The organism is Clostridia bacterium (genome assembly GCA_017394805.1).
GTDB lineage: Bacteria > Bacillota > Clostridia > Christensenellales > CAG-1252 > RUG14300.
In genome coordinates, this window is the sequence record JAFPXC010000005.1 from 1 (window position 1) to 13798 (window position 13798).

The window sequence follows — 13798 nt, forward strand, 5'->3', positions numbered from 1 at the left end:
AATGCACCGATTACGACTTCAAACAGGCGTTGGAAGTCAAAAAGCCCAAGAGTTGGCTCAAAAGCGTGTCGGCGTTTGCCAATACGCTGGGCGGGACTCTCTTTTTCGGTGTGACCAACGATAAAGTCGCCGTCGGCGTCGAGGATCCGCAAAGTCTCGGAGAAAAAATTTCCCAACTCATCAACGAGCGTATCAAACCCACGCCGATATACGTTCTCGGTAGCTTTATGGAAGACGGCAAAGCCATTGTGACCGTCAAAGTCTATGCCGGCACGTCCACGCCTTACTATTACGTTGCGGACGGCGTGCAGGAAGCCTATATCCGTAGTGGGAACGAATCCATCATCGCTCCACCGCATATTCTGAACGAATTGGTGTTGAAAGGTCTCAACCAAACCTACGACACCTTGAAAACCAACTATAAAAAGAGCGACTATTCGTTTACCTTCTTCGAGGCGACTTTCTATGATATTACGCGGACGAAGATCACCGAGAGCGATTATCTCTCGTTTAACCTCGTGGATAAGGACGGATACTTGACGAACGCCGGCGTATTGCTCGCCGATCAAAACATCTATACGCATAGCCGTATCTTCTGCACTCGTTGGAACGGACTGACCAAGACGTCTGTTAACGGCGAAGCGGTGGACGATAAAGAAATATCGGGCGGTCTGCTACAACAACTGTTTTCCGCGATGGAGTTTGTCCGCAACAACACCAAGAAGAAATGGCACAAATCGGGTATGACGCGCGTGGAAATGCCCGAGTACGACGAAGAAGCCGTGCGAGAAGCCATCGTCAACGGCATCATTCACAGGGAATATACCCGTCTCGGCGCAGAAGTGTGCGTCGATATCTACGACGACCGTCTCGAAGTCACCTCGCCCGGCTGCATGATGTCCGGCAAGATCATCGACAAAGAAGTGGACGACGTGGTCGCGTCCGAACGCCGCAATCCCGTCCTCGCAGACATCTTCGCCCGTATGAAGTTTATGGAACGCCGCGGCTCGGGATTGAAGAAGATCACCGACAACACCAACGCCCTCTTCAACGACGGCAAAAACCACGTCGAATTCTTCTCGGACAGGAACTACTTTAAGGTGACGATCCATAACGCTCTGTATGGTAAAAAACAAAAGGGCGCCAGTGTAAATGCCAATGTAAACGCCGGTGTAAATGCAGGTGTAAAATTGTCTGCAACACAAAAAGCAATTATACAGTTAATGCGAGAGAACACCCAAATCACAATAAAAGAAATGGCAAGCGCACTTGGCAAAAATGAGACAACGGTATCTAGGAATATAAGCCAACTGAAAGAAGCAGGCGTTGTTAAAAGGGTTGGATCGGATAAAACAGGACATTGGGAATTATATTAAATAGAATATACATAAACACAATCAGCAAAATTGAGGGATTGGCTAATGAAGAAAGAATGTGACATTTTTATTTGTTATAGAGGAAACAATAATGTGTTATTGCCAAAGTTATTTGCACAGTATATTGAAGGAATTAACAAAGACACATCAGATAAAAGAAATTATGGAAAAGTATGGTTTTCCGATTTAGAGACAAGTGGGAATTATGCAAATGAAGATGAGTTGTCCTCACTTATTAGTTCTGCAAAATATTTTGTCATGTTTCTTTTTTCGGGCTTTACAAATGGCTTTTTCGATGAAAGACAACAATTGAACCCGAAATGCATTACGGCAAAAGAATTAAAAGTTGCTGAAATAGTACGACAAAAGAGAAAGAATACCGATAACGAATTAGTCTTTATTAGCGCAAATATTAACGGCGAGTCTTTTAGTGAACAAGATGTCGCCAACATTCGTCGACTATTTGAACTCAACGGTATATTAAAAGATGATACAATAGATGCATTTACACAATTAAATAAAAACAATTTCGATTTAAGGCAAGGTGATGAACAAGCCTTTTTCGATCGCTTAATCGTGGGAATTACACCAAAGAATTACTCGAATATAAACAATTCGCAAGAAAACGTAGAAGTAGAATGGACTGCTGATTATGCGAGAACTTGGCATTCAATGAAAGCGCCGTCGCGTCCTTCTAAAAGCGAGCTAGAAATATATGGAGAATATTTCGAAATAGTAAAAAGGAAAAAATCGTCCACTATTGTTCCCAATGTTTTGATTTTGGGTTCAACTGTGGAATTTAGACAATTAGCCTATTCGAAAGGATTTAAGGTATATGTCATAGATTATAGTCGTGAATACTATGACGAAATTTCAACGGAAATAGATCCTAAAATAAAAGAAGAAGAATCCTTTATTTACGCTGATTGGCTTCAGATGGCAAGTATTTTTAGCCAGAATAAGACGATATTTGATATTATTATCGGTGATTTGGCCATAGGAAATGTGGCACCAAACAGTATCTCTGTATTTTTCTCTAACATAGAGCAAATACTGTCTCAAGAAGGCTATTTGTTGGGAAAAAGTGTTTACAAGTTTTCTAATTACTACAAAAGCCATGAACAAATAATAGCAAAACTTAAAGAAATTGCGGAAGACGAAAGAATAACAAAAGAATCTTTGTATGGTCATGTCATGTTTCCTTTGTCAATATTTGCTAGTCAACCTGTCCCCCGAGAAACAGGTTGTTATAAAATAGATTTTCAATCGTTGTATGGTACCGTGGGAAATTTTGTTAAAGATAATAAGGAAATAATATCTCCTTATGACAAATTTGATATATATTTGAAAGATGGTACTAGGTTTGACACTAAGATGCCCAAAAATTTCTATGTTTATAGTTATAAGAAAATTATAGAAACAATAGAAGAAAACAATCTGTATATCGATGATACAAGATATGGAACGGATGTTTTTAAAAATGAATTTCCACTTTTTATAATAAAAAAAGGAAAACCACAAGAAACTATTGTTTCGATGGAAAGTTTTATTGAACAAACTCCTACTGATATTAGAAAAGAATGGGATAATTCTATAACATCTCTTTTCTTTATACAATCCATTATATTGTGGGATGATGATAATGATGATGAAACTATTTTTCGATATATTGAAAAACTTATTTCAGAATCAAAAATACAAATAGATAAAAACTATAGGTACTATTTATCTGAAATTCCAATTGATAAGATGAAAAACGAGACTGCTGTTTTGTCAAAACAAGCTGCTTTATCTGATTCGCAAGAAGATGATTTGCAATTTAATTACACCTGTGGTTTGCTAATAAGTATTCTATTTAAACTAAAAAAAGTTGATAATTATTTGCTACGATTTGTCACACGTTCACTTTTTGCAAAGCTAAAAAACCTTTCTCTATGGGAACCATCACAAGCACCATGGATGTCAGCAAGAATATGTATATGTATGTTTCCAATGTATCAAGATTGGAGAAATGGAGTAGGATTAACAAAACAAGACGAAAACTATTTAAAGCGGTTGGAAAAAGTAGTTAAACAATTAGCAGATAGACGGAAAACAGGTGAGGAGTTTTGGGCTTCTGAAACAGGAAGTCATTTTGACACATCAGCTTTATGCTTGGAAGTTTTAAACTTATATAAAGAATATATTCCTGGATTAGATTCAAAAATTAAGGAGATTCTTGATATTCATGTTAATAATAATGTTATTAAAGAAACCTTTATAAGATTTCCTATAGGCGATTCCTTAATACAAGATGTTATTGACGAAAACACTATTAATGGAAAGTCGGCATACAAAAAACTGTGTGGAAGAATTAGTTGGTATTCTATTCTATACTTATTAGCAAATGAAAACGATAAACCAATTATTGCAACACAACTTAAAGCATTTTGTTATAAATTTAGGAACTCCTATATTTCTTTGTTGGAAAAAACGCACAATAAAGAAATCGCATTAGTTCCACAGATTATTTATTCTTTGAAAAGAACTGGAATTTTTTAATTGTTTTTGAGAAAACGATGAGGAACCTTGCTGAGTTGAGAGAATTAAGGGAGAATCAAATACTAATTTAGGAAATCTAAAATATCGCAATTATTTTAATTGAGGAATCATTAAACATACGATAAATATTTCACCGTTCAATATTGGGAAGTGTAAATTTGAAACGGCTGACGGCTTTGTGATATGATAAAGAAGTCAAAGAGTAGTATGCTCGTTAGGAGTATATTCGATGGACGTCGAATATATGGAATGAAACCCTGCAAATAGGGCTGGCGGGAGCATTACGCCGTTCACCCGAGCGATCCGAAAAGCAGAAAACGAACAACTAAAATTGGGTTTCCCGATTGTTCGGCGCGCCGTCGGCGACGCCATACAAAATACGCCACCCTTGGCTATTTTCTTATCCTGCTTCCCGAAAAAGATGGATAGCCAAGCAAATAGCTAATAAAAAAGTTGAAAAAGCGGTACTCTCTAGAGGACAAATACAGCGACTTCGAAGAATTGACGCCTGAAAACCTGCGAGCGTTCATAGACAACGTGCTTATCTACGAAAAGCAGAAAGTTGACGGACATTACAAACACACAATAGAAATCATTTACAACTTCGTCGGAGCCGTTGATATCCCCGACTTCGACTAAAACAACCAAGAGAAAAGGCGTGGCATCACGCCACGCCTGATTCTCAAAGGACAGCCTTACCGAAAAATCCCTAATGGAAGTGCGGTGACGGAAGGGCTTGTTTGGATGAGGTGCGGGATTCGCTTTACACACGAGCGAAGCGAGGGGTGCAGCACGGCCCGCCGTGAGTTCTTCCCGTCCCCTCGCCCAAAAAGAGGATGCTGGTATGCAAACGCATAAAGCGTTGTCATTCCACGGCGCAAGTCGGCGCTATAAGCGCCTGCCGCATACAAAAAGACGATGCGCTCGATTACTCGGCACACCGTCTTTTGTCTGCTTGGTGGCGATTGCATCGCCAACTCTTGCTTGTGGTCGAGGTGACGGGATTCGAACCCACGGCCTCTTGGTCCCGAACCAAGCGCGCTACCAAACTGCGCTACACCTCGAAATATTTAATTTACGTTTGGAAGTGCTATGCACAACCCTTATTCTATGCGCCGACAGGCATACCGTGGCGCGTACAGCGAAGCGAGACGTGACACGGAGAGGACAACCCGCGCAAAAGGCGAAGTTGCAACCAACGGGCGCAATAAGCAATGGCGCGAGGTCGGACGAGTGCGCTACACCTCGAAATAATCAAATAATAACCGCTTGCGGTACGTTTCTCTTGCCTTTATATAATAGCAAGTTTTTCCCCGTTAGTCAACGCGAATTGCATATTTTTTCTATTTTGTACAAATACTGCCATTGACATATACCCCCGCCGCTTGCTATACTTAATACGACGCAATCTTTATCGACAAGGAGATTATTATGGCCAAATCCAAATCCACGCCCGCCCCGAGCGGTGTTCGCAATTTTAGCCCCGCGTCCGTCCGTTTGATGGGCGCCGTCTTGATGTTCGTCGGTCTTATGTTGTGCGTTTTGCTCAACTCTACGACCTCTATGTTCGTCACCGTGTTCGGTCTTACGGCGTTGGTCGCGGGCTTCTATCTCACGGTCAGCGGCATTCGCGTATTGGCGGGGCGTAGTGCCAAGCGCACCAAGAATGCGGGTATCGTGTGGCTTTTGGTCGGCTTATTGCTCATCGCTGCGGGCGTGCTGGCGCTTATCTATCGCGGTACCATCGCCACGTGGGTGTTGATCATCGTGGGTGCGCTCATCGCCGTATTCGGCCTTGTTATGCTCATCGTCCTGGCCGTCGCCCAGCGCGGTCCAAAGAAGGTCATTCTCGACGTCATCTTGTCCGTCTTCACGATGATCGTCGGCATATTGATCGCCCTTTTGGTGTTGCCCGCCGTCGGCAACGCCGTCAATCATCTTTGCTACTATTTGTTCGGCAGTCTTGCCATCGCCGTCGGCGCGGTGGAATTGATCATGTACTGATGGCCATTGACCTTGCGCGTATCTACGACAAATTGGAATCGTTGTTTGCTCGGCACGATCTCGTCGCTGCCGAGCAACTTTTGCTGTATTGGCGCGACGAAGCCGTCGCTCTCGGCGACGAGGTCGGAGAGAAGCAGATAGACAACGAACTTTTGGGGCTTTACCGTCGCACCGACGAGCGCGAAAAGGCCCTTGCCGTCGCCGAACGGCTCTTGCCCCGCTTGTCCCCCGACAACGTGGGCGACGCCACCATACGCCTCAATTTGGCTACCGATTATTGCCATTTCGGTCTTCCCGAGCGCGCCTTGCCCCTCTATCGCGAGGTCGAGGCCGTCTATTTGGCGCACCTTGCCGCGGACGATTATCGTCTGGCGAGCCTGTACAACAATATGGCGTCCTACGCCATGACCACCAAGGACTATCGAGAAGCGGAAGCGACGTACCAAAAGGCGTTGGACGTGCTCAGCCGCATCGAGCCGCCCTTGCCCGAGACTGCCGTCACCTTGGTCAATTTGGCCACCGCCGCCTATCACCGCAACCCCCTCGACAGGCAGGTGGACGAGCGTATGCTCGCCGCCTACGACCTTTTGATGACGCCCTCTATGCCCCGCGACGGCAATTTTGCCTTCGTACTTTCCAAGGTCATTCCCATCTTCGAGCATTTGGGCTATCGTGAGCAGACCGCCACTTTGAAGGCGCTTCTTGCCTTCGTCGAAGAGACCGTTTAGCCGCGTAATTCTTCTTTTCTGCCCCTTGTTCGGGCTTCCCTTGTCACGACCATACGCATTCTCTCATATCCTTTAGAGAGGGTTATTCCTCTTTACAAAGGAGAGTATATATGTGCATTTTCAATAATCATTGTTTCGATCCGTGCCGTCCTCGTTGCGACGACGCGCCCATTCCCCGTCCCATTTTCACCGCCGCCACCACGCAGTATATCCAAGGCCCCGTTGGCCCCGCAGGTCCCCAAGGAGAACAGGGCATTCAAGGTGAGCAAGGCCCCGTCGGTCCCGCCGGCCCCCAAGGCGAGCAGGGCATTCAAGGCGAGCAAGGCCCCCAAGGTGAGCCCGGTGCCTCCAACGGCGTTTACGCCGCGGCCGAGGCGGGTGCGGTAGATGCCGATGCGGTCATTCCCCTCACCTTGCGCACGGCTGCCGAAGGTACCGACATTACGGTAGACGCCAATGCCGTCAATCTGCCCGCGGGCACCTATTTGGTGGCGTACGGCGCGGGTGCTGTCGGGCAGGACGCACAAACGACCACCCTTACCGAGTGGCAGGTGTCCCTCTATGCCGACGGTGCGGCCGTCACGGGCGAAGTGCTGACGTTCGGTGCAAGTGGCGCTATGGGCGCTCGCGCCGAGAAGACCATTCTCTACACGGCCACTGCCGCTACGGCTTTGACTTTGGTCAACACTTCGGCCGCTTCTATGAACCTTACCGACGCCAACGTCACGGTGCTTCAACTTTCGACGCAAGGTTAAAGTCACGGCGTTTTGCCGCAAGGGCGGGGCGGGTCGTTCTACGCCGTCGCCATCTTGCGGTCGATTGCCACCCTTGCCGTTTGGACGACAAAAAAAGCGGGACTGTCATCAGTCCCGCCATATTTTCCATGCGTTTACAGGGCTTCCACCACCACGTTGACGCGCGCCACGATGCCCGTGAAGAGTTTGATACTCACCATCGTTCTGCCCAACTGTTTGAGGGGTTCCTCGAGTTCCACGTCCTTCTTGTCCACCTCGTAGCCGAGGTCGCACAAAGCCTGCGCGATTTCCTTTGCGGTCACCGAGCCGAATATCTTACCCGATTCGCCCGCGCGCACCTTGATATGGACGGTCTCTTTGTCCAATACTTCTTTGTCGGCCTGCGCTTTTGCCTTGCGTTTTTCCAGTTGATACGCCTCCGACTGTTTCTTTTGCAAGGCCTCGTTGAGTGCTTTGCCCTCGGCGGGCACGGCCAATTTGCGCGCCAAAAGGAAGTTGCGCGCGTATCCGTCGCTTACCGATATGATATCGCCCGCCTTGCCCTGGTCTTTTACGTCTTTTATCAGCAATACTTTCATAACGTATCTCCTTTGCGTTCGTCTACGTCCATTATATCACAACTGCGCGGCTTTTTGCAAGTCCCATTTCGATAATGTATATATTCCCCCGCACCGTGCATACTACGCCCCAAGGAGGCGTTATGAAAGGATTACGATGTACTACCGCAAATTGCGAATTCAACACGATGGAGCGCTGTCAAGCGGGCATTATCGACGTGTCCAAAGGAGCCGTGTGCCGCAGCAAGACCAAGCGCGAGGGCGGCGCGTTGTCGCAGGTGTTCGCCGGCTACGAGGCCGCGAGTGCCTACCCGATGGAAGAGCCCGAGATCATCATCGCGTGCGACGCCGATTGCATCTACAACAGCAACAGCCTGTGCACGCGCGAGCACGTCAACATTGCCGACGGCGTTATGCGCACGCGATGCGTCAGTCGCAAACGAAGCTAAGGCGGGGGCGCGGGCGCTTCTTCATTGTGTATTTGCAGTCAAAAGGCAGGGTACGTCCCTGCCTTTTTGCGTTACGCGTGGCGCACAAGTAGGTAAAAACGGGTTCGTCGCCGTCACTTTTTCCCTTTGCACGGGGCGCTTTGGCGGCGAAGTAAAAGATTTTTTTCGGAAAAACCGCGCGAATGTCGGCAAATTATAGACTTGACTTGCCCGAATATAGTATAATCATTATAGAAAGAGAGGTATTTTTATGCGTATTGCCATCAAAGTCGGCACGTCCACCCTGGCGTTCGACACCTACCGCATCAATATTCGCAGAGTGGAAGCGCTGTGCAAAGTGCTTTCCGACGTCAAAAACATGGGGCACGACGTCATTTTGGTGACTTCGGGCGCCATCGCCATGGGCTCGGGCAAGTTGCGTTTGCCCTCCCGTCCCACCGACATTCCCACCAAGCAGGCCGCGGCCGCCGTCGGGCAATGCGAGTTGATGTACGTCTACGACGAGTTGTTCTCGCGCTACAATCATATCGTCGGCCAAGTGTTGTTGACGGGTAGCGACGTCAACGACTCCGAGCGCCGTCAGCACTTCTGCGACACGATGAACAGGCTTATGGAGATGGGCGTCATTCCCATTATCAACGAGAACGACACCGTCACCACCGAGGAGATTCGCTTCGGTGACAACGACACCTTGGCGGCGGTGGTCGCCGTCAACGTCAAGGCCGACTTGCTCATCATTCTGTCCGACATAGACGGATTGTACGACGCCGATCCCAAGAAGGTGGCGGGGGCCAAATTGATACCCCACGTACCCCAAGTTACCGAGGCCATCGAGGCCTTGGCCGGTCAGCATCAAAGCACGTTGGGCACGGGCGGCATGGTCACCAAGCTCAACGCCGCCAAAATGTGCATTGCGGGCGGGGTGGAGATGATCATCGCCAACGGCGGCGATCCCAACTGCTTGTACGACATTTTGGAAGGCAAACCCGTCGGCACCGTATTCGGGGAGAAGAAACTATGACTACGCAAGAGATTTTAGTTAGAGCGTGCGCCGCCAAGTCCGCGGTCGCCATGCTGACAGCCACAGAGAAAAAATCCGCGCTTCGCGCCATGGCCAAAGCACTGACGGACGATGCGGACGCCATTTTGGCGGCCAACGCCCAAGACATCGAGGCCAACCGCGAGCGCATCGGCGAAGTGATGATAGACCGCTTGCGCCTGACCGAGACGCGCATTGAAGGTATGGCACAAGGCATTCTGGACGTCGCCGCTTTGGACGATCCCGTGGGCAAGGTGCTGTCTTCCTATCGCCATCCCAAAGGTATGCTCATCGAGAAGGTGTCCGTACCCATGGGCGTGGTGGCCATCATCTACGAGTCGAGGCCCAACGTCACTTCGGACGCGGCCGCTTTGGCTCTTATGAGCGGCAACGTCTGCGTGCTGCGCTCGGGCAAAGAGGCGCACCGTTCGGCGGCGGCCATCGTCACCGCGTTGCGCGCGGGGCTTCGCGCGGCGGGCGTCACCGAAGACGCCGTCAATTTGGTAGAGGATACCTCTCGCGCAGGGGCCAACGAGTTGATGACGGCGGTGGGCTACGTGGACTTGCTCATTCCGCGCGGTGGCGGCGGACTCATCCGCGCCTGCACCGAGAACGCCAAGGTTCCCTGCATTCAGACGGGCATGGGCATTTGTCACGTCTACGTGGACGGTGCGGCCGACTTGGATATGGCGATCGATATTCTCGTCAACGCCAAGACTTCCCGCCCCTCCGTATGCAACGCGTGCGAGGTGTGCTTGGTGGCGCGGTCGGTTGCTCCCGCGTTTTTGCCCAAACTCGTCAAGGCGTTGGTCGACGAAAGGCGTGCAAAAGGCTTGCCCCCCGTCGAGTTGCGCCTGGACGGCGAGGCCGCGGCCATCGTGGACGGCACGCCTGCGGGCGAAGCCGACTTCGACACCGAGTTTTTGGATTATATTTTGGCGGTCAAGGTCGTGGGGGACGTCTACGAAGCCGTCCAGCATATCAACGCCCATTCCACTCACCACAGCGAGGCCATCGTCACCGAGGACGCCCAAGCGGCGGACTATTTCCTCCGCACGGTGGACAGCACGTCCGTCTACCACAACGTGTCCACGCGTTTCACGGACGGCGGCGAATTCGGCTTGGGGTGCGAGATGGGCATTTCCACCCAAAAATTACACGCTCGCGGCCCGATGGGGATATGCGAGTTGACCACATACAAATACGTTATCAAAGGAAACGGACAGGTACGATAATATGAGCAAGATTACGTTTGTAGGAGCAGGCAATATGGGCGGCGCGTTGCTTAGCGCGGTCGCCGCACTCAACGAGCACGAGATTTTCGTCATCGAGCCCAATGCGGCGCGAATGGCCGAGGTGTGCCGTCTGTACGGCGCAAAAGCCGCCACGGCGGCGGACTTGACGGATAGTGACGTGGTGTTTTTGGGGGTTAAGCCGCAAATGCTGGCGGCCACCGTCGAAGGGTTGACGCTCAACGAGAGGCCCCTCTACGTCAGCATGGCGGCGGGCGTACCGCTCGCGCGGTTGTCGGCGTTGCTTCCCCGAGGCGCCGCTATCGTCCGCATTATGCCCAATACGTCGGTCGCCGTAGGCGAAGGGATGATTTTGTATGCGCCCAACGCCGAGGTGAGCGCCGACCAAACGCAACTCTTCTTGTCCATTCTCGCCAAGGCGGGCAAAGTGGACGAGTTGGATGAGCGCCTCATCGACGCGGCTTCCGCCGTTTCGGGTTGCGGCCCCGCATACGTCTATATGTTCATCGAGGCGTTGGCCGACGGCGCCGTGGCGTGCGGTCTGCCTCGACAAAAAGCCTTGTTCTATGCCGAGCAAACCCTCTTGGGCGCGGCCAAAACGGCCATGTCCACCGCCAAGCATCCCGAGCAACTCAAGGACGAGGTCTGCAGTCCCGCGGGTAGCACCATCGAGGGCGTCCGCGCGTTGGAAGAGGGCGGTTTGCGCGCCGCGTGCATCGACGCCGTCACCAAGGCCTATCTTCGCACCAAAGAGTTGGGCAAATAGCGTGGTCGCCGATAGCGGCATACGTCACGGCTTTTTTGATACCAAATACGGTTTTCGATATTGAAACAATCAAAAACGCGGCTCTTTCCACAAGGGGAAGGGCCGCGCTTTTTTTGCGTTCGCCTATTCGACTTCGGTCAGTATGATCAGGCGACAACTGAATTCGTCCAGCCATTCGCGCGAGTAATTGATGCCCACCTGCATATAGTATTCGCCCGTGTGCGCGGCTTTCTCGTAGTCGTTGTAGTAGACGGCCTTTTCGTCCAACCCTCTCAGGCGCAGGAAGCGGAAGCGGTCGAGTTCTTTTTTTCGATTCATCACCACGACGAGCGAGGTCTTTTTGTCTTGGCTCACGCATTGCATACTCATATAGTTGCTTTGATAGGGATTGAGCAAGTGGTACAAGGTGCCTTCCTCCACGACCGATTTGTGGTAGCGGTGATACACGTCGGCCACGTCGTTGAGGTCTTTCCTCTCGTCTTCGGACAATTTGTTGGGGTTCATCTCATACCCGTAGGTGCCGAACAGCGCCAAAACGGCTTTGGTGTGGTAGCTCGCCACGGGGCTTGCGTTGACGTGCGCCCCGACAGCGGACAGCGGATAGCCCAAAGAGGTGGTATAGTTTATCTCCATTCTTTGCGCGGGGTCGGACTCGTCGCTCGCCCATATTTGCGGCGCGTAGTACAACGTGCCCAGGTCGAATCTGCCGCCGCCTGACGCGCACCCCTCGATGAAGAGGTCGGGGTAGCGTTCGCTCAGCCTTGCCAACAGGTTGTAGTAGCCCAGCGTAAGGCGGTGGTAGATTTCCCCTTGCCTATCCGCGCCCCAAGCGGGGGAGAAGTGTTCGCACACGATGCGGTTGTAGTCCCACTTGATATAGTTCACGGGGTATTCGTCGAAGAATGCGGACAGTTGCCGAAAGATTTCGTCCACCACGGACGGATTGCTCATATCCAGATGGAATTGATGGCGTATGCACGACGCTTCCTCGCCCCCGCCCAATAGGGCGTATTCGGGATGCGCGCGGAAGAGGTCGGAATCGTAGTTGATCATCTCGGGCTCGAACCAAATGCCCACCTTGACGCCGCGCTCCTTGCAATGCGCCAGCACTTTGTGCAGGTCTACTTTCTTGGTGTTGACCACCCAGTCGCCCAATCCCGCCGTGTCGTCGTTCCGCCCGCCGAACCAGCCGTCGTCCAACACGAACATTTCCATGCCTATCTTAACGCCGTCGTCGATATAATTCAGCACGCGTTCGGTGTCGAAGTCGAAGAAGCACCCTTCCCAAGAGTTGAACAAGATGGGTTTTTCTATATCGTCCAGCCGCTTGTTGACGAGGTTTTGTTTGACGAAGGCGTGCATGGCTTGCGCCATACCGTCCACGCCGTCAAGGGAGTAGGCGATGACGGCTTGGGGCGTTTGAAAACTCGTACCGGGCGCCAGCACCCAGTCGAAGTCCTCGTCCGCCATGCCGTACACGACGTGCGGCGCGCGATAGGTGGACGTTTCTATGCGGCAGGCGAAGTTGCCGCTATACACGAGGTTGAGGCCGATGGCCTCGCCCGTGGCTTCGGTCGTCTCGGGGCGTTTGAAATAGACGAAGGGGTTTTCTTCGTGCGAGGTGCGGCCTCGGTTGGAGCCTATGCCCTGCACGCCGTCCGCAATGGGCGTCACCACCATATCCCGTTCCTTTTGCCACCGCCCGCAGAAATGCACCCATTCCCAGCGGTCGTCCGTGAGGTCCATTTGCATACTCATGGCACGAATAAGGTGCAACGTATGGGGGGTATCGTTGACAATGCGTATGCTTTTCAAGAGGATATTCTTGTCGTTATAGAGTGTCACGAGGTAATGCGCCTCCACGCCGTAGCGGTCGCGCAATAGAAAGTCCACCGTGTCGCAGTCGCCCCCTCTCGCGTGCGGCATATCCTCTATGACGGGCACGCCTTTCACTATTTCGTGCGAAACGTATCGCAGATCGGTTTCGTACGATCCGTCCGCGTGGCGGCATACCAGGGGCGCGTACCGCTTGTCCATCACTGCGTGCGCCGACAACTCCAACGGGGCGGTGTTGTTCATATAGAGGTCGGTGTAGCGGCGTTCCTCGCCCGTCCGACGGTCGTAATAAAAACTACTGTCGTGGCGTTCGGCGTATTGGCGGCGTATACAGTCGATATCGTCGATATCGCCGATGGCCTTGCCTTGGTACACGGTTTCCAGATAGCCGAAGTCGTTGACGTAGATCATATAAGACAGATATCCGTTGGTCAAATGCAGCACTTTCGTTTTGGGGTTGTACTTTATCATTCTTTCGCTCCTTTGGCGTTCGC

General features: G+C 50.9%; 12 protein-coding genes and 1 tRNA gene. 10 read left to right on the forward strand and 3 right to left on the reverse strand.

Going from position 1 to position 13798, the window contains the following annotated elements; all coding sequences use genetic code 11:
- The 3 genes from II896_01035 to II896_01045 all read left to right on the forward strand — a co-directional run.
- Positions 1–1376: putative DNA binding domain-containing protein (locus tag II896_01035; protein ID MBQ4443230.1), on the forward strand; the 1376-nt coding region annotated here is incomplete at its 5' end.
- Between the two features lie 45 nt (positions 1377–1421).
- Positions 1422–3917 (forward strand): hypothetical protein, encoded by a 2496-nt coding sequence (locus II896_01040; protein ID MBQ4443231.1) that lies wholly within the window; start codon positions 1422–1424, stop codon positions 3915–3917.
- Positions 3918–4370: 453 nt separating this feature from the next.
- Positions 4371–4556 (forward strand): DUF4368 domain-containing protein, encoded by a 186-nt coding sequence (locus tag II896_01045; GenBank protein MBQ4443232.1) that lies wholly within the window; start codon positions 4371–4373, stop codon positions 4554–4556.
- Between the two features lie 348 nt (positions 4557–4904).
- Here the strand turns inward: II896_01045 and II896_01050 are convergent.
- A tRNA-Pro gene (locus II896_01050) sits at positions 4905–4981 on the reverse strand.
- 367 nt (positions 4982–5348) lie between these two features.
- On the opposite strand from II896_01050, the gene II896_01055 reads away from it, so the two are divergent.
- The 3 genes from II896_01055 to II896_01065 all read left to right on the forward strand — a co-directional run bounded on the left by II896_01055 (position 5349) and on the right by II896_01065 (position 7404).
- On the forward strand, positions 5349–5921 hold the full coding sequence (locus tag II896_01055) for a DUF308 domain-containing protein (GenBank protein ID MBQ4443233.1): 573 nt from the start codon (positions 5349–5351) through the stop codon (positions 5919–5921).
- Complete coding sequence (locus II896_01060; GenBank protein ID MBQ4443234.1) at positions 5921–6649, forward strand: tetratricopeptide repeat protein; 729 nt, start codon at positions 5921–5923, stop codon at positions 6647–6649. Before II896_01055 ends, II896_01060 begins: the two co-directional genes overlap by 1 nt.
- Positions 6650–6759: 110 nt before the next feature.
- Entirely contained in the window at positions 6760–7404 is a 645-nt protein-coding gene (locus II896_01065) for a collagen-like protein (protein ID MBQ4443235.1), read from the forward strand.
- Positions 7405–7538: 134 nt separating this feature from the next.
- On the opposite strand, the gene rplI is transcribed toward II896_01065, so the two are convergent.
- Positions 7539–7982, reverse strand: a complete 444-nt coding sequence (gene rplI, locus II896_01070) for a 50S ribosomal protein L9 (protein ID MBQ4443236.1) — start codon at positions 7980–7982, stop codon at positions 7539–7541.
- Between the two features lie 122 nt (positions 7983–8104).
- Here rplI and II896_01075 point away from each other — a divergent pair, with 122 nt between their 5' ends.
- From II896_01075 to proC, 4 genes are all read left to right on the forward strand, one after another.
- On the forward strand, positions 8105–8410 hold the full coding sequence (locus II896_01075; protein MBQ4443237.1) for a DUF1540 domain-containing protein: 306 nt from the start codon (positions 8105–8107) through the stop codon (positions 8408–8410).
- A gap of 250 nt (positions 8411–8660) precedes the next feature.
- Positions 8661–9431: a glutamate 5-kinase gene (proB, locus tag II896_01080; GenBank protein MBQ4443238.1), complete on the forward strand. Its 771-nt coding sequence runs from the start codon at positions 8661–8663 to the stop codon at positions 9429–9431.
- A complete protein-coding gene (locus tag II896_01085; GenBank protein ID MBQ4443239.1) occupies positions 9428–10684 on the forward strand; it encodes a glutamate-5-semialdehyde dehydrogenase in 1257 nt (418 codons plus the stop codon). Before proB ends, II896_01085 begins: the two co-directional genes overlap by 4 nt.
- Before the next feature lies 1 nt (position 10685).
- A complete protein-coding gene (gene proC, locus II896_01090) occupies positions 10686–11468 on the forward strand; it encodes a pyrroline-5-carboxylate reductase (GenBank protein ID MBQ4443240.1) in 783 nt (260 codons plus the stop codon).
- 123 nt (positions 11469–11591) lie between these two features.
- On the opposite strand, the gene II896_01095 is transcribed toward proC, so the two are convergent.
- Entirely contained in the window at positions 11592–13775 is a 2184-nt protein-coding gene (locus II896_01095; GenBank protein MBQ4443241.1) for an alpha-galactosidase, read from the reverse strand.
- Positions 13776–13798 lie beyond the last annotated feature (23 nt).

Excerpts from the sequence above, each read along its gene's own strand:
- II896_01040 (MBQ4443231.1), top strand. The coding sequence starts at position 1,422 with ATGAAGAAAGAATGTGACATTTTTATTTGTTATAGAGGAAACAATAAT.
- II896_01060 (MBQ4443234.1), top strand. The coding sequence starts at position 5,921 with ATGGCCATTGACCTTGCGCGTATCTACGACAAATTGGAATCGTTGTTT.
- II896_01085 (MBQ4443239.1), top strand. The coding sequence starts at position 9,428 with ATGACTACGCAAGAGATTTTAGTTAGAGCGTGCGCCGCCAAGTCCGCG.
- rplI (MBQ4443236.1), bottom strand. The coding sequence starts at position 7,982 with ATGAAAGTATTGCTGATAAAAGACGTAAAAGACCAGGGCAAGGCGGGC.
- II896_01065 (MBQ4443235.1), top strand. The coding sequence starts at position 6,760 with ATGTGCATTTTCAATAATCATTGTTTCGATCCGTGCCGTCCTCGTTGC.
- II896_01055 (MBQ4443233.1), top strand. The coding sequence starts at position 5,349 with ATGGCCAAATCCAAATCCACGCCCGCCCCGAGCGGTGTTCGCAATTTT.
- proB (MBQ4443238.1), top strand. The coding sequence starts at position 8,661 with ATGCGTATTGCCATCAAAGTCGGCACGTCCACCCTGGCGTTCGACACC.
- II896_01075 (MBQ4443237.1), top strand. The coding sequence starts at position 8,105 with ATGAAAGGATTACGATGTACTACCGCAAATTGCGAATTCAACACGATG.
- proC (MBQ4443240.1), top strand. The coding sequence starts at position 10,686 with ATGAGCAAGATTACGTTTGTAGGAGCAGGCAATATGGGCGGCGCGTTG.
- II896_01095 (MBQ4443241.1), bottom strand. The coding sequence starts at position 13,775 with ATGATAAAGTACAACCCCAAAACGAAAGTGCTGCATTTGACCAACGGA.